Source organism: Glaciimonas soli (assembly GCF_009497155.1).
Classification (GTDB): domain Bacteria; phylum Pseudomonadota; class Gammaproteobacteria; order Burkholderiales; family Burkholderiaceae_D; genus Glaciimonas; species Glaciimonas soli.
The window spans coordinates 177,654-196,292 of sequence record NZ_WINI01000007.1 but is presented as its reverse complement, the minus strand read 5'-3'; the positions used below and the strand labels follow the sequence as shown (position 1 = coordinate 196,292).

Annotated in this window: 13 protein-coding genes; 12 read left to right on the top strand and 1 reads right to left on the bottom strand. The window is 48.5% G+C overall.

The window, feature by feature from the left end:
* Nucleotides 1-37 precede the first annotated feature (37 nt).
* The 5 genes from GEV47_RS13125 to GEV47_RS13105 all read left to right on the top strand — a co-directional run bounded on the left by GEV47_RS13125 (nt 38) and on the right by GEV47_RS13105 (nt 4,980).
* Complete coding sequence (locus GEV47_RS13125; protein WP_153235215.1) at nt 38-850, top strand: crotonase/enoyl-CoA hydratase family protein; 813 nt, start codon at nt 38-40, stop codon at nt 848-850.
* 142 nt (nt 851-992) lie between these two features.
* Nucleotides 993-1,418: a group II truncated hemoglobin gene (locus tag GEV47_RS13120; RefSeq protein WP_153235214.1), complete on the top strand. Its 426-nt coding sequence runs from the start codon at nt 993-995 to the stop codon at nt 1,416-1,418.
* Between the two features lie 75 nt (nt 1,419-1,493).
* Nucleotides 1,494-3,005: a DNA recombination protein RmuC gene (gene rmuC, locus GEV47_RS13115; RefSeq protein ID WP_153235213.1), complete on the top strand. Its 1,512-nt coding sequence runs from the start codon at nt 1,494-1,496 to the stop codon at nt 3,003-3,005.
* A gap of 290 nt (nt 3,006-3,295) precedes the next feature.
* Nucleotides 3,296-4,021, top strand: a complete 726-nt coding sequence (locus GEV47_RS13110; RefSeq protein ID WP_153235212.1) for an MIP/aquaporin family protein — start codon at nt 3,296-3,298, stop codon at nt 4,019-4,021.
* A gap of 158 nt (nt 4,022-4,179) precedes the next feature.
* A complete protein-coding gene (locus GEV47_RS13105; RefSeq protein WP_228124702.1) occupies nt 4,180-4,980 on the top strand; it encodes a carbonic anhydrase in 801 nt (266 codons plus the stop codon).
* Nucleotides 4,981-5,049: 69 nt separating this feature from the next.
* On the opposite strand, the gene glnE is transcribed toward GEV47_RS13105, so the two are convergent.
* Nucleotides 5,050-7,851 (bottom strand): bifunctional [glutamate--ammonia ligase]-adenylyl-L-tyrosine phosphorylase/[glutamate--ammonia-ligase] adenylyltransferase, encoded by a 2,802-nt coding sequence (gene glnE, locus GEV47_RS13100; protein WP_153235211.1) that lies wholly within the window; start codon nt 7,849-7,851, stop codon nt 5,050-5,052.
* 149 nt (nt 7,852-8,000) lie between these two features.
* Between glnE and GEV47_RS13095 the strand changes: the two genes are divergently transcribed.
* The 7 genes from GEV47_RS13095 (at nt 8,001) to tldD (ending at nt 18,611) form a co-directional block, all read left to right on the top strand.
* Nucleotides 8,001-12,371: a YhdP family protein gene (locus tag GEV47_RS13095; RefSeq protein WP_153235210.1), complete on the top strand. Its 4,371-nt coding sequence runs from the start codon at nt 8,001-8,003 to the stop codon at nt 12,369-12,371.
* A gap of 235 nt (nt 12,372-12,606) precedes the next feature.
* Entirely contained in the window at nt 12,607-13,413 is an 807-nt protein-coding gene (locus GEV47_RS13090) for a carbon-nitrogen hydrolase family protein (protein ID WP_153235209.1), read from the top strand.
* Nucleotides 13,414-13,435: 22 nt separating this feature from the next.
* Nucleotides 13,436-13,948 carry a GNAT family N-acetyltransferase gene (locus GEV47_RS13085; RefSeq protein WP_194270663.1) on the top strand — a complete coding sequence of 171 codons (513 nt, stop codon included), beginning with the start codon at nt 13,436-13,438 and terminating at the stop codon, nt 13,946-13,948.
* A gap of 221 nt (nt 13,949-14,169) precedes the next feature.
* A complete protein-coding gene (locus GEV47_RS13080) occupies nt 14,170-14,916 on the top strand; it encodes an acetoacetate decarboxylase (protein ID WP_153235207.1) in 747 nt (248 codons plus the stop codon).
* A gap of 11 nt (nt 14,917-14,927) precedes the next feature.
* Nucleotides 14,928-15,710 carry a 3-hydroxybutyrate dehydrogenase gene (locus tag GEV47_RS13075; RefSeq protein WP_153235206.1) on the top strand — a complete coding sequence of 261 codons (783 nt, stop codon included), beginning with the start codon at nt 14,928-14,930 and terminating at the stop codon, nt 15,708-15,710.
* A gap of 92 nt (nt 15,711-15,802) precedes the next feature.
* Complete coding sequence (locus GEV47_RS13070) at nt 15,803-16,990, top strand: patatin-like phospholipase family protein (protein ID WP_153235205.1); 1,188 nt, start codon at nt 15,803-15,805, stop codon at nt 16,988-16,990.
* A gap of 160 nt (nt 16,991-17,150) precedes the next feature.
* Nucleotides 17,151-18,611 (top strand): metalloprotease TldD, encoded by a 1,461-nt coding sequence (gene tldD / locus GEV47_RS13065; protein ID WP_153235204.1) that lies wholly within the window; start codon nt 17,151-17,153, stop codon nt 18,609-18,611.
* Nucleotides 18,612-18,639 lie beyond the last annotated feature (28 nt).

Below are 18,639 nucleotides of genomic sequence, written 5' to 3'. Positions count from 1 at the left end.
ACGCGTTGCGCCAACCAATCCTACAGAAAGCTTTTAAATGACTTATGAAACTTTATCCGTCAGTCTGACGCAGAACATCGCCATTGTTCGCCTGAATCGCCCGGACAAGGCAAATGCGATGAACATGCAGATGTGGCAAGAGATTCGTACAGCTTTCGAATGGGTGGATGCGACACCGGAGGCGCGGGTAGCTATTCTCGAAGGAGAAGGAAAAAATTTCACCTCTGGCATAGATCTGCAAATGATGTCGGGACTGGGATCGCAAATCCAGAACGAATGCGACGGACGCAAGCGTGAAGCCTTGCGTAGCTTAATTCTACATTTGCAAGACACGCTAACCAGTCTGGAGCGCTGCCGCAAGCCGGTATTAGCCGCAGTGCATGGCGCTTGTGTTGGTGGCGGTATCGATTTGATTACTTGCGCCGACATGCGTTATTGCTCAAGCGACGCTTATTTCAGCATTAAGGAGGTCGACATCGGCATGACCGCCGATGTAGGCACGCTACAACGGCTGCCAAAGCTCATAGGAGAAGGCATGGCGCGCGAATTGGCCTACACGGCGCGCAAGGTGGATGCAGCGGAGGCCCGCGAAATTCATTTGGTCAACCGCGTATTCGAATCCCACGAAGCGCTACGCGAGGGAGTGTTGGAGATTGCCGCCAACATTGCAGCAAAATCGCCTCTCGCCATTCGCGGCACCAAGGAGATGATCACTTACGCACGCGATCATTCGGTAGCCGACGGTCTGAAATACATTGCCACTTGGAACGCAGCGATGTTGATGTCTAACGATCTGCAAGAGGCCATGATGGCCAACGCGGGCAAGCGTTCAGCTAAATTCAAGGATTGATGGTAATTACGTTCTATATACCAGCGCAGAGTGTTGAGGGTTTATTAATTATCGCGGCATCTTTCTTTGACAGGCTGTTATTGGTATGGCTTGTACGCCGTTCAATGTAATGCGGCGTCAGCTTGCGGTATCATCTCGCTCTATGAATATATCTGAAAAATTACCTGAAGTAGAACCGACACCAACGCTCTATCAACGCATCGGTGGCGACATCAAATTACGCGAGTTAGTCGACCGCTTTTACGATTTAATGGATTTGGAGCCTGCTTTTGCGACTATCCGCGCCTTGCATCCAACCACATTGGATGGTTCACGTGACAAGTTTTATTGGTTCTTGTCCGGTTGGAGCGGCGGGCCCGATTTGTTTGTTGAGCGTTTCGGCCACCCGCGTTTGCGGGCGCGCCATTTACCTTACGCGATTGCTACACCGGAGCGTGATCAATGGCTGCGCTGCATGGCGTTGGCGATGCAGGGCGTTGGCTTCGATGAATCCTTGCAACTGCGGCTGATGTCATCATTTTTTGAAACGGCTGATTGGATGCGCAACAAGGCCGATAAAGTCGATTAGTTATTAAGTAACATCAAGGGCTGCGATGGCAGCCCAAATATTTTGTGATTTTGAACATTCAGCAAATAGAACCTTATGACCACCCAGATCGAATTCATTATTTTCTTGTTATTAGCCGCTGTTGTCATTGTCTTGCAAGTGATTGCAATTCTGCGCAATGGCCGTGGGTTGGGAGAGCAAATCGCACCACAACTGACGCAGTTACAAACGGATTTACAGCGCCAGCAGCACGACATTAGCGAACGCCAGCATCGCAGTCAGCAAGAGCTGCGCAGCGAAGTGCAAACCAGCGCGCAAAGTACGCGACAAGAACTAGGCAGCAATTTTGGACAGTTTCAGCAAACGCTGGCAGCGCAGATGACCAGTGTCGCTACGATGCAAAATAATCAGATCGATACGTTTGCTCAACAACTGGTCAAGCTCAATGAAACCAACGCACAGCAATTAGATAGCATGCGTTTGACGTTGAACCAACAAGCACAAAGCAATCGCGAAGAACAGGCGCAATCACTTAAACGTTTTGGCGATACGCTGAATCAGACTTTGGTAACGCTGACAGAATCAAATGCACAACGCATGGCGGAAATTCGTACCACCTTGGAAGCCAAAATCAAAGACCTGCAAAACGATAACGGTTTACGTCTGGAAGAAATGCGCAAAACGGTCGATGAGAAACTTCATGCGACCTTGGAAAAACGCTTGGGGGAGTCATTTCAGATCGTTTCAGATCGCTTGGAAAAAGTGCATCAAGGCTTGGGGGAAATGCAGCAATTGGCGATTGGCGTTGGCGATCTCAAACGCGTGCTCACTAACGTCAAAACGCGCGGCACATGGGGTGAAGTGCAACTGGAAATGTTATTAGAGCAGGTATTGACGCCAGAGCAATACGCCAAGAACGTCGAAACCATACCTGGCACCGGAGCGCGGGTGGAGTTTGCCATCAAATTGCCCGGCAACGATGATGGTGGCACACCGGTATGGATGCCGATTGATGCCAAGTTTCCGAAAGAGCAGTATGAACGTATCGTTGATGCCGCCGATCGCGCAGATGCTGACGGTGTGGCACAGGCCGGACGTGAGCTGGAAAACGCCATTCGCGGCGAAGCCAAGACCATCGCCGAAAAATATCTGTCGCCGCCATTGACCACTGACTTTGCGATTCTGTTTTTACCGACCGAAGGTTTGTATGCTGAGATCATGCGGCGCCCCGGTTTGGCTGATGATTTGCAACGCATACATCGGATCAGCATCGCTGGGCCATCGACTTTATCGGCGTTACTCAATAGTTTGCAAATGGGTTTCCGTACTTTGGCGTTGGAAAAGCGTTCGTCGGAAGTGTGGCAAGTGCTGGGTGCGGTGAAAACAGAATTCACTAAATTTGGCGACGTGTTGGCAAAAACCAAGCAAGCCTTGGAGCGTGCCGCAAGCAATATTGAGAAAGCCGAAGTACGCAGCCGCGCCATGACGCGTCAGTTGAAATCGGTGGAAGCGCTGCCGAGTGATGTAGCGCAGAAGCTATTGGGTGGTGCGTTGGCAATTGAAACTGAGCCGGAAGAAGATGCTTTGCCGGATGAAGAGGGCATTTAATTAGATTGAGCAAGGCCAATCTATCATTCTTAAAATGACCTCGTCATTCCCGCGAAGGCGGGAATCCATCTTACGTAACTTGGATCCCCGCGTTCGCGAGGATGATGGCGGTAGTTTTTGAAATGATTATTTAAAATCACATAATGTCCGTTTGGAAATAGGATGTATAGATAGGCGATGGTATCTAAGACTCTGCAGGTCTTTACAATGGCGCGTTTCCCCCCTCTCTCGTAAGCGGGTACGGGGCCACATTCAAGACTTATCAGAGTTGCCTAATCTTAATATCCACTATGACTTTGTCTCGTCGTTTAGTTGCCGAAGCGCTCGGCACGGCTTTTTTGCTTGCGGCTATCGTCGGTTCCGGCATCATGGCCACGCGTCTGTCCGGCAGCAATGAAGGTGTTGCTTTACTTGCCAATACCGTGGTCACTGGCTTGGCTTTGATGACCTTGATACTCACTTTTTCACCAATTTCTGGCGCACATTTCAATCCCGTTGTGACTTTGCTGGAGGCATGGCAAGGGAAAATGGCATGGCGTGAAGTGCCTTCTTATTTGGCAGTGCAGGTGATAGGTGCTTGCGCTGGCGTGGCTGCCGTTGATGTGATGTTTGGCTTGCCGGTTTTTTCTGCGGCAACGCAAGTCAAATCTGATTGGCCGCAATTGTGGAGTGAATTTGTGGCGACGTTTGGGTTGATCGCGGTGATTATCGGCTGTTCGCGTCGTCGTTCTTCGGTAACTCCTTTTGCTGTCGCCGCTTATATCGTGGCAGCATGCTGGTTTACTTCCTCATCGTCATTTGCCAATCCGGCGGCGACCATAGCGCGGGCGATGAGCAATACGTTTACGGGTATTCGGCCAGTCGATGTAATCGGTTTTATTGTTGCCCAAGTCATGGGTGCGAGCTGCGCGGCCGTGGTGTTTGATTGGTTGTTTCCGTCTGAGGGGCCAGTGCAAGCGATTGTCGATGTTGATAAAAATGTCGGCAGAGAAACTGATAATCGGGTAATTTTTTGATGCTTGTTTGAGATGTTGATTTTGGTGTTGGCTTTATTGTGTCATTGATATTTAATTGTTTTTATCATCATAATATAATTGCAAAAAGAAAAACGTTATTGCCGATTGTGCAAGTTGCTTTTTATATCAACCCTAAGCCATCCATACTACAAACCATCATGAAAACAATCACCTTCTCGGATCTGGGCTTGCGTATCGCAGCCTCTCTCGTTTTAGTCTCCTGTTTGCCGACTATGGGCATTGCGCAAACTACGGCAGTTTCTACTCCAGCGGCGGTGGCGGACGTACCTGCTCATGCGCATGGCTTTGATTACGCTGATCAAAAGGCATGGCGTATTGAGTCAGGTGAATCGCAATCGCCGATAGCAATCGTCACCAAAGATTTGAAATTGGCAGAACGCACTGCAGATGAAAACGATGCAATCAAACTGCACATTGCATCTGGCAGTGCTGATGTAATCGACAATGGACATACCATCCAAGTCATACCAAAAAATAGTACGGCAACTATTCGTGGCCGTCACTTTACGTTGCAGCAAGCCCATTGGCACGCACCGGCAGAACATACGGTCGATGGCAAGCGTTACCCACTTGAAGGGCACTTCGTATTTAAAGCTGAAGATGGTCGTTTGGCAGTGATTGCAGTGTTTTATGAAGAAGGCGCTGAAAATGCGCAGTTTGATGCAATTGCTAACGCGGCTCAGCGTGACAAAACCGTACCTTTAGCGAATTTTACTGCTGAATCATTGTTGCCAAGGTCAACCAGCACCTACTATCACTATGACGGTTCGTTGACGACGCCGCCACTGACTGAAAATGTGGAGTGGTATATCTTGGCTAAACCTGCGCAGTTATCGGCAAAAGATATTGCAGACTTCACAAAATCTTATGCGCATAATGCCCGTGATCAACAGCCATTGAATGAACGTCCTGTGTTGAAGTATCAGGACGTTAAATAACTGTTTTTTTGTGACGGTTTTGGACGCGACCGAGTTTTACTCTTCGCGCCCAAAATAAGAGGCGCGTGATCAGCCAAATACGGTATCGAGCAAACGCTTTACGGTCACCGTTTCAGCTGCCACCAATTCCGATGCAACCCGTGCCCGTTCGTCCCCTTGCAGACGGCGCTGATGTTGTAATTTGCGGAAGTGGCGATAGGCATTCGCCACTTCGCCTGCCAGCGCAGCGTCGATCAATCCGAGATCCCCACACAGTTTGAGCAAAGCGATATTGCCGATGTCGGCGGTCAATTGTGGATGGGTTGCCGCGTAACGCAAGATTAGAAATTGCACGAGAAATTCAATATCTATCATGCCGCCGGCATCATGCTTCAGATCAAACAAGTCACTACGATTCGGATTGGCGTCGCGCATTTTCTGCCGCATGTCCATTACTTCTTTTTGCAATTTTTCCGGGTCACGTACTTGCCGTAACACGTCTTCGCGTAGTGCTTCAAAACGTTCGCCGATCTGCGCATCACCCGCGCAGAAACGGGCACGTGTCAACGCCTGATGCTCCCACAGCCAGGCGGAATTGCGTTGGTATTTCTCAAACGTGGCAAACGATGAGACCAGCAAACCACTGGCACCATCCGGGCGCAGCGCAATGTCAATGTCAAATAAAATCCCGGCAGGCGTATGGCTGGTCATCCAGGTGATAAAGCGTTGCGCCAGTTTTGAGTAGAGTCCCGGGGCTTCTTGATCATCATCGTCGTAGAGGAATACGATATCCAGATCGGAGGCATAACTGAGTTCTTTTCCACCAAGTTTGCCGTAAGCGATGACGGCAAAGTGCGGTATTTCACGATGACGGTTATTGATCGTATGCCAGACCGCAGGAATGGTGATGGATACCAGTATATCGGCCAAAATGGAGAGATAGTCAGCCAGTGTTTCAACGCTCAATTTCCCTTCCAGATCTTGTGCCAGCAAGCGGAATAATTGTGCATGATGGCATTCGCGCAAGACATCCAGTTGACGTTCCGTATCACCCGCGACGCTGTCGAGCTGGCGTTGGCAATCTTGTGTAAAAGTCGGCCAGTCAGGCGCTGCATTGAGCGTTCGACTATCTAATAACTCATCCAGCAAAATAGGATGATGTGTCAAAAATTTTGCGGCCCAGTCGCTGGCACCTATCATGCGAATCACGCGCAATAAAGTATGCGGATATTCTGCCAGTAATGCCAGATAGGCTGCACGACGGGCGATGGTTTCCAGAAAATCGAGCAAACGTCCCAATGTCGTTAATTGCGATGCAAATTGGCTGTTGGCATTGACTTCGCTCAGTTTGCCGATGATGGGTAACGCGACATTGATTAATGTGGCAAAGCGGCTGCGGCTGATTTCCGGCAGACTTTGTATTCGCGATGAATTCCAGGTGCTGTGCAGGCGTCGCGCGCTATCTTCTGCTTCACTGAAGCCCAAGATGGTCAATCTGCCGGTAATAATTTCCAACGGATCGGTATCGCTTAAGATGATCTGCGTTTCTTTTTTGTCTGTATCACTGCCGGTGCTATGTGGATTTTCTGATTTCTCTTGTTTGTCACTGAAAATGGCATCGAATTGCGTTGCGACTAACACGCGCCGCTTTTCCAGCTCGTCCAATAAAGTGGCGACATCTTGATATCCCATAGCTTGAGCAATAATCAAACGTTCTGCTTCTATGCTTGGCAGGGTATGGGTTTGAGCATCATTGAGATATTGCAATCTATGTTCCAGATTGCGTAAAAAATCATAGGCCTCAAGTAGCTGTGCGACAACATCAGCAGTGAGCAGATTTTTTTCTGCCAGGGTGCGCAGCGTTTTACGGGTGGAGCGGTCACGTAAATCATGGTCGCGGCCGCCGCGTATTAGTTGAAATACTTGCGCGAGGAATTCGATTTCACGAATCCCGCCACGTCCCAGCTTGACGTTGTTATTTCGATCTGGGTGCAGCGCTTCCTGGCGTGTCACTTCAGCGCGAATTTGCGCATGCATGGAGCGCATCGCATCAATTGAACCAAAATCCAGGTAGCGCCGAAATACAAACGGGCGGCAAATATTTTCCAGCAGTGCGATATCTTCCGTCCGCCCGGTCATGGCGCGGGCTTTACACCAGGCGTAACGTTCCCATTCACGGCCTTGGGTGACTAAATAATTCTCGACCATGTTCATGTTGGCAACCAGTGGCCCGGATGCGCCGTTGGGGCGCAATGCCATATCGACACGGAAAGTGAAGCCGTCTTCAGTGATCTCTGAAATGGCCGCAATCAGTTTTTTGCCCAGGCGAATAAAGAATTCGTGATTCGATAATGCGCGTTGCCCGGCATTGCTGGTTTGGGTGTCGCCTTCTTCAGCGTAGACAAATATCAAATCAATATCAGAAGATACATTTAACTCACCGCCACCCAGTTTGCCCATGCCCAAAACGATTAACTCTTGCGGCTGGCCGGACTCTTCCCCTATAGGTGTGCCATGCAACGCCACCATGTCGGACATCAATGCGGCCAAATGGGTTTGGACGGCGAAATCGGCGAAAGCGGTCATGGTTGCAACCACTTCTTCCAGATCAGCTTGCCCCTTGAGATCGCGCTCAATTAACGTGCAAACAATCAGGTTGCGCAGGCGCCGCATAGCACGGGGCAAAGGCATGCCAGAATCTGTTTCAGATTGTAACAACTGCGCGAACGGTGCATGGGTCAAGGATAATTGTGCAAGTACAGCAATTTTCTCTGCACGATGGTTTTCAGCGTTAACCCAATGCGTATAGTAATGGGACGCGGCGGAACTGCTTATGAGAGAAGGGGTCACAGTTTTGAGTGTAAATAAATAATGTGCAAGGTAAAATATCATACAAAATAAACAACGCGATTTATTTTACCTCGATATCTCCTCAAGACTGAGACAATGTGGTTTTAAAACGGCCCTGGCAGTTCTGTTTTTAGTATATTCCCCGTCGTTGTTTTTACCTCTTATTTTAAATTTCACTTGCATCCTGATTAATGTCGGCAGAACAAAAAAATATTTCCTCTAGTTTTAGTCGGCTTTCATACTGTTGGCGAGCCTTGTCTGCGGGCTGCCGTCATACCTATCGTCACGTTAACCTGATCACGCATCATTTAGTAGGTTTTGTTTTAAAAACCTTGCTGGTGTTATATTTTTTGTTTTGTGCTTTGTTCCTGACGCTGCGTTATGGCATTTTGCCTAACATTGATCATTACAAAGCGGACGTCGAGCAACTTGCCAGCAAAGCGTTGGGAAATCCGGTTTCTATTGGCACTATTTCAGCATCCTGGCATGGCTTGCAACCGAGTTTGAGGCTGGGCGATGTATTGATTCGTGACAAGCAGAATCAACCCACATTGCGATTGCAGCAAGTTGCTGCAATCGTGTCTTGGCGTTCGCTAATGCTAGGCAAAGCCCATCTGGCTTCGCTGGAAATAGAAAAGCCGGATCTGCAGATATCACGCGATGCGCAAGGTCATCTTTTTGTCGCGGGTATCTGGGTCAATAATCCGGCTGATCAGCGTGGTGAAGGAGTCAATTGGATATTGTCGCAACAACAGATTGTGATTCGCAAAGGGAATGTCCGATGGAATGACCAATTGCGTCAGGCACCGGAATTGACGTTGAGCGACGTTAATCTGGAATTGCGCAATGGTTGGCGCAGCCATCGCTTCACGTTGCAAGCAACACCGCCTTCCTCATTCTCTGCACCTATAGATGTACGAGGAAAGTTTGTGCATCCAGTGTTTGCCAAGAATATCGCTGATGTGAGTCGCTGGAAGGGAACCTTATATGCTGACCTGCGCGATGCGGAATTAATGGCATGGAAACCATATATTGATTATCCGATAGAAATTAATCAGGGGAGTGGTTCAGTACGCGCCTGGCTGGATGTCAATGCCGCCAAGGTCAGCAATTTGACGGCGGATTTGCGGCTGTCGAATTTGTCGACACGTCTGCGTCAGGATTTAGCGCCACTGGAACTGATGCAAGTCGGTGGACGTATTTCTGCCAGCGAGAATCTGGGGCCGGAATGGCAAGTGGCTTTAACCGGAAAATTGCTTAAAAAAGCAGAGTCGGAGCAAAGCGTGCCGGGCGATGGCAAGCTGGCGTTTGGCCGGAATGGCTACAGCATCGGGCTAACTAATTTCACTTTAAAAACCGACGCTGGTTTGACTTTGCCACCCACTACGCTGCAAACGTCGTACTTGCCTGCTCAGGGAAAACAACCAGAAAAATTTACCGCAAGTGCCAGCCAGCTTGATTTGCAAAACATGGCGACATTTGCGCAAAGCCTGCCATTGACTGCGGCGCAGCTGCAGATGCTGACTAATCTTGCACCTCGAGGGCAGTTGCAGAATTTTTCTGCGGAGTGGCAGGGTGCTTATCCAGCAATTACAGCCTATCAGGTGCAAGGTCAATTTCAAGGCTTAAGCATCAACGCACAAGCGAAGCAGGCAACTCCTCAGGCAAACTCTCCGGCTGCGCCAGGGATACCGGGGGTGCAAAATCTATCGGGCAGCATCAACGTCACTGAAAAGGGCGGCAGTCTGGATTTGGCATCAGAGAATATGACCCTGATATTGCCGGGCAGTTTGGCGCAACCCGTCGTGCCATTTTCTGTTTTGAAGATGCAAACCAAGTGGGATGTTACGGATGTCGAAGCGCAGAAGAATATTTTGCTAAAAATCGACAACATTGAGTTTGTTCAAGATGGTGCTACCGGCTCTCTCGCCGGTAGTTACGCTTTTCCGCTAAAAGATGGCCATATAGCTGCTGCGGGTGTCATGGATATGACGGGTAAGCTCGATGCTTTCGATTTGAAAAAACTCGATGCCTATTTGCCATTGCATACGCCAGTGCCTTTGCATGATTGGCTGGTTGGCGCAATTCAGGGCGGTCAGGCGCACGATGTCACGATCAGGCTGAAAGGGGATTTGGCACATTTCCCATTTAGTGCAGGGACTGCAGCAGGAACCACGGGAAATACAACGGCGGCGAATAACGCAGCCAATAAAATCAACGGTGAATTCACCGTGCAAGGCAAGATTGAAAATGGCAAGCTGGAATACGAGCCGGGTCATTTTGGACAGGATGGCAAGCAGCCTTTATGGCCCGTTCTGGAAAAAATAAATGGATCGTTCGCGCTGGATAGGCATCACCTGCAAATTAAAGGCGACAGCGCCAGCACCTCGTCCGTCGCGTTGAGCAATGTAGTGGTGACGGTGCCAGACTTGTTCACGCACGATGAGATGTTGATCATAGAAGGTAATGCAGCAGGAGCATTTCAAAACTTCGTACAGTTTGCAAATAACAGCCCTGTAGAACATTGGATCGGTGGTTTTACTAACGATATTGAAGGCAAGGGCAACGCTAAATTAAAACTGAATCTGGAAATCCCTTTATCGCATGGACAAGATACCAAGGTGCGTGGCGAATTGCAGTTTGTGAACAATGATGTCGTGTTGCAGAAAATAATTCCGCCGATTCTGAACGCGAACGGTGTGCTGAATTTTAATGAAAAGGGTTTCGCAATAAATACCATCACCGGTAATTTTTTAGGTGGCCCGGCGCAAGCCAGTGGCGGCACACAAGCCGACGGGCAAAGTCAGATAAAAATTACGGGTAGTGCTTCGGTGGAGGGATTATTGGCCAATTTAAGTGCTAATAAGCCTGTCAATTCCGCTAACAATACGAACACAGGTATGCAGCATCTGTTGGGCCATGCCAGTGGTGGTACAAATTACACTGCCACCGTCAACATTCATGATCACCGACAGGAATTGTTAGTTGAGTCGAGCATGCAAGGGTTGGCATTGAATTTCCCCGCACCATTGCGCAAGGCTGCTAATGAGAGCATGCCTTTGAAATTTGAATGGCTGACTACACCGTCAAATGGCGCTGCGTATCAAGTGCAGAATCAAGTGCAGAATCAAGCGCTGAACCCAACGCCGAATCCACCTTCGATAATCAACGATGAAATACGCCTGTCACTTGGCAGCACTATCATGGCGCATTATCAACGCCAGAAATTGGGCAATGCAGAGTGGCAGGTATTGCGCGGCGGGATTGGCATCAATGTTCCTGCGCCAGAACCGGAAAGCGGCGTGGCACTACACTTACAGGCAAAATCATTGAATGTAGATGAATGGCACAAGTTGGACAAGCAGCTGAGCGATGGTGCGACCAACCCAGCTGCCAATGCAGCTAATGATGGGTTTTCACAATTGATCACGCCCAACGTGGTAGCGGTTCAGGCAAATGAATTAATTCTTTTAGATAAGAAACTGGATAACGTGGTGGTCGGGGCGACCCATCAAAAAAATTCCTGGCAAGTTAATCTTGATGCGACTCAGGCATCGGGCTACATTGCCTGGAACGAACCAGATTCTGGCAGGGGATTAGGCAAGGTGACTGCGCGCTTGTCGTCATTGCATATTCCCGAAAGTGCCACTTCCGATGTCAAAGACTTATTGGAGAGCAAAGATACGGCGACGCAGATTCCAAGTTTAGACATCATTGCTGACGATTTTGAGCTGAAAGATAAAAAACTGGGGCGGCTGGAACTGGCCGCCGATAATGTACGTGCGAGTGTTGGCACGGAGTGGCGTATTAACAAGCTATTAATCACTAATCCTGATGCAGAGTTCAAAGCGACAGGGAAATGGACTACGGCGAATGACCATAATCTGACCAATTTAGCCTATACCTTAGACGTTATTGATGGTGGAAAGTTACTGGATAGGTTTGGCTTTGTCCATGTCTTGAAAGGCACCAAAGGCCACATGGATGGGGATGTGAACTGGAAGGGCTTGCCGTTTTCGTTCGACATTCCATCGCTGTCAGGGAAAGTTAATCTGGAGATGAAAAAAGGCCAGTTTTTGAAGGTTGACTCTGGTGCTGCGAAATTATTGGGTGTGCTCAGTTTGCAATCGTTACCGCGTCGTTTAGCGCTGGATTTCCGGGATGTGTTTTCTGATGGATTTGCATTTGATACGGTGGTGGGATCGGCTGATATTACAGATGGTAAGCTACACACGGACAACTTTAAAATGGGCAGCGTCTCAGCCACCGTGTTGATGGACGGCGGCGTAGATATTGCAAAAGAAACACAAGATTTGCATGTGGTAGTGTTGCCGGAAGTGAATGCCGGAGCCGCTTCGTTAGCCGTTCTCGCGATTAATCCAGTGGTTGGTATCAGTACCTTTTTAGCACAGTTGTTTTTGCGGGAACCATTGCGGAAAGCATTTACCTACGAGTATCACATTACAGGTCCCTGGAGCGATCCAGTAGTGCAGAAAATTGAGAGTAAAGCGGCTGAAGCAGTGTCGGCGACTAAAGAGGAATTTTCACTGGGGAATCGGTGATTTTTCTTTAGTTGGTCTGACGTAAACTGGACTAGTGGCAGCATTTTCTGCTCAGGGTCTTATGGTGTAGATTTGAATGGCATGTTTTTCCGGGTGAGCATCTCAGATATTAACTTTTTTCTTTTTCAGCTTCGTCTTTTCTGAGCACAAAATGCTGCCACTAGCCCAGTTTACGTAAAACTTATTTAGTATCTCTTCATTCTTCACTCATCAGCGTTTTTAGGAGTGCTTCATCATGAGTCGTAACTATAAAGTGGCCGCCATCCAAATGGTAGCTACTCCGCAGCTGGAACAAAATATCGTGACTGCACGTCGCCTGGTGGGCGAAGCAGTGCAGCAGGGCGCGCAATTGGTGCTGTTGCCTGAATACTGGCCTATCATGGGGATGCAGGATAGCGATAAAGTCGGTATCGCTGAAACACCGGGTTCGGGGCAAATTCAGACTTTTATGGCGCAGTTAGCGCGCGAACATAAAATCTGGTTAATCGGTGGCACTTTGCCGCTGGCGTCAAGTGAAACGGGCAAAGTTCTTAATGCCACCTTGGCTTATGATCCTGACGGCCAACAGATTGGCCAATACGACAAAATACATCTTTTCAGTTTTACTAAAGGCGAAGAATCTTACGACGAAGCGCGAACGATTTCTGTCGGAAAAAACGTCACGACTTTTGATGCGCCTTGCGGAAAAGTGGGACTGTCGGTTTGTTATGACCTGCGTTTTCCCGAGCTCTATCGCGCCATGGGGCCATGTACACTAATCGTCGTGCCTGCCGCGTTTACCTATACTACCGGCAAAGCACACTGGGAAATTTTGCTACGTGCGCGTGCAATTGAAAACCAATGCTATGTGCTGGCATCAGCACAAGGCGGCATGCATGTGAATGGTCGTCGTACTTGGGGACATAGCATGCTGATCGATCCATGGGGCACAATTAAAGCGGTATTGCCTGAAGGCGAGGGTGTCGTGTGTGGCGAAATTGACGAGGCATTCATGCAGAATGTGCGTGAGAGTTTGCCAGCTTTACGGCATCGGAAGTTGTAAGGTATCCAATCAGGAGAGTCTTGTGGCAAATGTAATTGTGCGTAGAGCAGAATTATCTGAGAAAGTAGCTATCAGGAATTTGCTAGAGCTATATACGCACGATTTGTCTGAGTTTTGGCCAAACGAAGTGGACGAGCATGGATTGTTCGGCTATCCCACCCTTGACTACTATTGGCGTGAACCTGACCATACTCCGTTCATATTCACTGTCGATGATAACTATGTTGGTTTTGCGTTGGTAAACAACGATGTTTGTTTGCCTGAAAATAAACTATGGATGGCGCAATTTTTTGTGATGCGGCGATACCGCGGTCGTGGTATCGCACGTGAGGCTGCAATCGCTATCTTTGATGAGATGCCAGGGAAGTGGGAAGTTGGCCAAATCCCTTTAAATAAACCTGCGCAAATATTTTGGCGTAAAACTATCCTTGCCTATACAAAAAATAAGTTCAACGAAACTTATCTCGAAAACGATGCGTGGCACGGCACGCTGCAATGGTTTGATAATAGTCGCCCGCCGTTAGAGGTGAGCTAATCGATACAATTGTTGATTAGTATTGATTCATCGCTTATTTGAATCGCTTTATATCTACAGAGAAATTGCTTAAATTGTTATTGTAAAAGTTATAGTGCTTATATCTTTATGCGTGTTATATTTTTCATGCTGCACTTGCACAAATTGATTTGATGCCAATATGTACAGAGTTGGTCTAGTGTTAATGCACCCGTGTTGACCCATTTCATGAAGAGGAAACTATGACTGAAGACGACGTTCGTCGCAACGCATTTGCGATGCCAATAACCAACCCCGCATATCCTCCGGGCCCCTATCGTTTTGTGGATAGAGAGTTCCTGATCATCACCTACCGCACAGATCCCGAAGCGCTGAAAAAAATCATTCCTGCACCACTTCAATTTGTAGAGCCTATCGTTAAATATGAATTCATTAAAATGCCAAACTCGACCGGGTTTGGTCATTACTACGAATCAGGACAAGTGATTCCGGTGACACTGAATGGTGTCAAAGGTGGTTATGTTCACAGCATGTATTTGAACGACCACCCACCGATCGCTGGTGGCCGTGAACTGTGGGGTTTCCCGAAGAAATTAGGTGATCCGGAATTGCGTGTGCATAAAGATACCTTGATGGGTACACTCGATTACAGTGAGTTTCGGGTAGCCACTGGCACGATGGGCTACAAGCACAAAACACTGGACAACGATGTCATCAAAAAATCGCTGGAAGAACCAGCTTTCTTATTGAAGATCATGCCGCACGTCGATGGCACTCCGCGGATTTGCGAGATCGTGCAATATTCATTGACCGATGTTGTCGTTAAAGGTGCGTGGAGTGGCCCTGGCGCGCTTGATTTACATCCGCATGCATTAGCACCAGTCGCCGGTTTGCCGGTGCTGGAAGTATTATCCGCCACACATATTTTGTCTGATTTGACTTTGCCGCTCGGTACAGTTGCGTATGACTATTTAGCCAACAACAAATAAAGGAGATACCCATGTCACTTAACAATAAAGTAGCACTGATCACAGGTTCAGCCAGTGGTATTGGTAAAGAAATAGCGATTGAATACGCCAAGGCTGGCGCGAAAGTCGTTATCGCCGATTTGAATCTGGAAGCAGCACAGGCGGCGGCGAACGAAATCACAGCAGCAGGCGGTACAGCTATGGCCGTAGCGATGAATGTGACTGACGAAGCACAAGTTGATAAGGGGATTGCCGATACGGTTGCCGCTTACGGCAGTATCGATGTATTGATCAGTAATGCCGGTATTCAAATTATTGCGCCTATCGTTGACTCCACTTTTGATAACTGGAAAAAGATGCTGGCGATTCACCTCGACGGCGCTTATCTGACTACGCGCGCTGCGATGCGCGAAATGATTAAAAAGGGTAACGGCGGTTCGATTATTTATATGGGTTCAGTGCACTCGCATGAAGCTTCACCGTTAAAAGCGCCTTATGTCACGGCAAAGCATGGCTTGCTTGGTTTGGCAAAAGTGGTAGCTAAAGAAGGCGGCAAGAATAAAATTCGTGCCAATGTTATTTGCCCAGGTTTTGTGCGTACGCCATTGGTAGAAAAGCAAATTCCTGAGCAGGCAAAAGAATTAGGTATCACGGAAGACCAAGTCATCAAAAACGTGATGTTGAAAGACACAGTTGATGGCGAGTTCACAACGACTCACGATGTCGCGCAAACTGCGATATTCCTTGGCGGATTTGAATCGAATGCATTGACTGGTCAATCGATCGTGGTAAGCCACGGATGGTTCATGCAATAAGCAATAAGTAATGCAGGGGCACAAATGGTAAAAACCGGCGTGCCCTTTTTATATTTGCCCACATAAACCTCGTCCCTAAATTCTCCCTCCTCATGACCAAAAAAAATACGGCATCAAGTTCTGCAAAAAAGTACTCCAATGATGACTTTTCTCAACCGCGTGTAGTGTTGGTTTTGCAAGGTGGCGGGGCGCTGGGTGCATATCAGGCAGGCGTTTTTCAGGCCTTGGATGAGAGCGATTTAAGTCCCGATTGGCTGGTTGGAACCTCGATCGGCGCGATTAATGCGGCGATTATTGCGGGTAACAAGCGTGAAGACCGCGTGCCACGATTGCGGGAATTTTGGGAGCTTGTTAGCCACGGCGATATGTTGGATGTGATGAATGCTTCTGATCGTCTGCGTCAGGCCAATGTCTGGACGACTACGCAAGATACTTTTTTGCGCGGGGTTCCGGGATTTTTTGAACCACGTGGAATCTTTAATCCATTTGCATTGGGAATGTCGGTAGATCCGGAAAAAGCCAGTTTTTACGATACCACTCCGTTGGCAGCGACCTTAAGCCGTTTGATTGACTTCGACTATTTGAATTCCGGCAAAGGTCCACGCTTAACAGTCAATGCCTTGAAGGTTGCTTGTGGCAATCTGGAGAATTTTGACACGGAACAACGCACTATTGGCGCAGAACACATCATGGCCAGCGGAGCATTACCACCAGGATTCGCACCAGTGCGTATTGATGGTGATCTGTATTGGGACGGTGGCTTGTATTCAAATACGCCATTGGATGTCGTGCTTGATGATGGAGCGAAGGTTGACACGGTATGTTTGATGGTCGATTTGTGGCGGGCAGAAGGAGAGGAGCCTACCACGTTGGAGCAAGTCCAGACGCGCCAGAAGGATGTCACTTACGCCTCGCGTTCGCAGCGTCATCTGGAAGAACATGCTGAAGCGCATGAGTTACGCCGTGCAGTACAAGCAATGGCACTTAAATTACCAGCATCAGAACGCACCAAACTCAGCACCGATCCTGCATTGAAAAAACTGATAGGAGCACGCGATGACAGTACGTTGCATATCGTACGTCTGCGCTATGCCGGACATGACTGGAATATGTCGACCAAGGATGTAAATTTCTCGAAAAGCTCAGTGCAGTGGCGTTGGGAACAAGGTTATGAAGATGCCAAGCGTGTGATACGTAATGCTAAAGGTAAAGCTTTCACAAAGTCGGAAACCGGCTTAGTGATTCATGATGTACCACTGAACCATGGTCAGTCCGGCTAAAACAGGCGAAAGTTCTATTTCATTCAAGTAAGGTCTAAAAGTCGATTTGAATTTCAGATGCAAGCTTGGCAAGCAATAACTCCGCCGCGCTCACCGTTGATTTAGAAATGGAATTACAATTGTTCCTTTATGCCTTCATTTTTACTCTAAAGACCCTACCATGATTCCATTTGAACCAAATATCGGCACACTCGCTGTTGCACGCGACATTCTGTTGACGCCTTTCGGCCTCGATGAAACAAGTTTGCAAAAAGCATTGGCGACGATGTTTACACATAAAGTGGACTACGCCGATTTGTATTTTCAGTTTACTAAGAGCGAGGGCTGGAGTTTAGAAGAAGGGATCGTCAAGACGGGAAGTTTCTCTATTGATCAGGGCGTTGGCGTACGCGCGATATCGGGCGATAAAACGGCATTTTCATATTCGGATGAAATTTCCGAGCGTGCTTTGCACGATGCCGCAGTGGCGACTCGCACAATCGCGCGACAAGGCGCAGGTAAAGTCAAAATTGCCAGTCATATGCAAGCGAGCGGTGGTCGCTCACTGTATTTGCCAAACGACCCGCTAAGCTCATTGGATGCAACTGAAAAAGTCAAACTGCTGGAACGCGTAGAACGCATTGCACGTGCCAAAGATCCTCGCGTGGTGCAAGTCATGGCAGGTTTGGCAGCAGAATATGATGTGGTGTTAGTGGCGCGTAGCGATGGCGTAATGGCGGCTGATATTCGGCCATTGGTGCGCTTATCGGTAACTGTGATTGTTGAACAAAATGGTCGACGTGAAACGGGTAGTAGCGGTGGCGGCGGCCGTTATAGCTATAACTATTTCAGTGAAGCTTTGTTGGAAAAATATGCATCTGAGGCAGTTGCCGGCGCGTTGGTGAATCTCGATGCGCGGCCTGCACCGGCAGGGCCGATGACGGTGGTATTGGGTAACGGCTGGCCGGGCATTTTGTTGCATGAGGCAATAGGTCACGGCCTGGAAGGCGACTTTAATCGCAAAGGTTCCAGCACCTTCTCAGGACGTATCGGCGAACGTGTTGCAGCTAAAGGCGTGACAGTAGTGGATGACGGCACTTTGGCTGATCGTCGTGGTTCATTGAATATCGACGATGAAGGTAATCCTACACAATGCACGACGTTGATCGAAGATGGTATTTTGAAAGGTTACATTCAAGATACGATGAACGCGCGTTTGATGAAAATGCCGGTGACTGGTAATGCGCGTCGTGAATCATTCGCGCATTTGCCGATGCCCCGTATGACGAATACGTATATGTTGGCAGGCGACAAAGATTCTGCAGAAATTTTGGCATCAGTAAAAAATGGTTTGTACGCAGTCAACTTTGGCGGCGGTCAGGTCGATATCACTAACGGGAAATTTGTGTTTTCCGCCAGCGAAGCCTACATGATAGAAAACGGCAAGGTTACTTATCCAGTCAAAGGTGCGACCTTGATTGGTAATGGCCCGGATGTCTTGAATCGCGTGTCTATGATAGGCAACGATATGCAACTTGATCCCGGTGTAGGCGTCTGCGGTAAAGAAGGACAAAGTGTGCCGGTTGGCGTGGGTCAGCCGACGTTGCGGATCGATGGTGTGACGGTTGGCGGCACCGCATAAGTAAAAAGCATAGAGGTTGTAATGACAG

Coding starts and splice junctions, on each gene's coding strand:
- GEV47_RS13125 (WP_153235215.1), top strand. CDS start 38: ATGACTTATGAAACTTTATCCGTCAGTCTGACGCAGAACATCGCCATT.
- GEV47_RS13120 (WP_153235214.1), top strand. CDS start 993: ATGAATATATCTGAAAAATTACCTGAAGTAGAACCGACACCAACGCTC.
- rmuC (WP_153235213.1), top strand. CDS start 1,494: ATGACCACCCAGATCGAATTCATTATTTTCTTGTTATTAGCCGCTGTT.
- GEV47_RS13110 (WP_153235212.1), top strand. CDS start 3,296: ATGACTTTGTCTCGTCGTTTAGTTGCCGAAGCGCTCGGCACGGCTTTT.
- GEV47_RS13105 (WP_228124702.1), top strand. CDS start 4,180: ATGAAAACAATCACCTTCTCGGATCTGGGCTTGCGTATCGCAGCCTCT.
- glnE (WP_153235211.1), bottom strand. CDS start 7,851: ATGATATTTTACCTTGCACATTATTTATTTACACTCAAAACTGTGACC.
- GEV47_RS13095 (WP_153235210.1), top strand. CDS start 8,001: ATGTCGGCAGAACAAAAAAATATTTCCTCTAGTTTTAGTCGGCTTTCA.
- GEV47_RS13090 (WP_153235209.1), top strand. CDS start 12,607: ATGAGTCGTAACTATAAAGTGGCCGCCATCCAAATGGTAGCTACTCCG.
- GEV47_RS13080 (WP_153235207.1), top strand. CDS start 14,170: ATGACTGAAGACGACGTTCGTCGCAACGCATTTGCGATGCCAATAACC.
- GEV47_RS13075 (WP_153235206.1), top strand. CDS start 14,928: ATGTCACTTAACAATAAAGTAGCACTGATCACAGGTTCAGCCAGTGGT.
- GEV47_RS13070 (WP_153235205.1), top strand. CDS start 15,803: ATGACCAAAAAAAATACGGCATCAAGTTCTGCAAAAAAGTACTCCAAT.
- tldD (WP_153235204.1), top strand. CDS start 17,151: ATGATTCCATTTGAACCAAATATCGGCACACTCGCTGTTGCACGCGAC.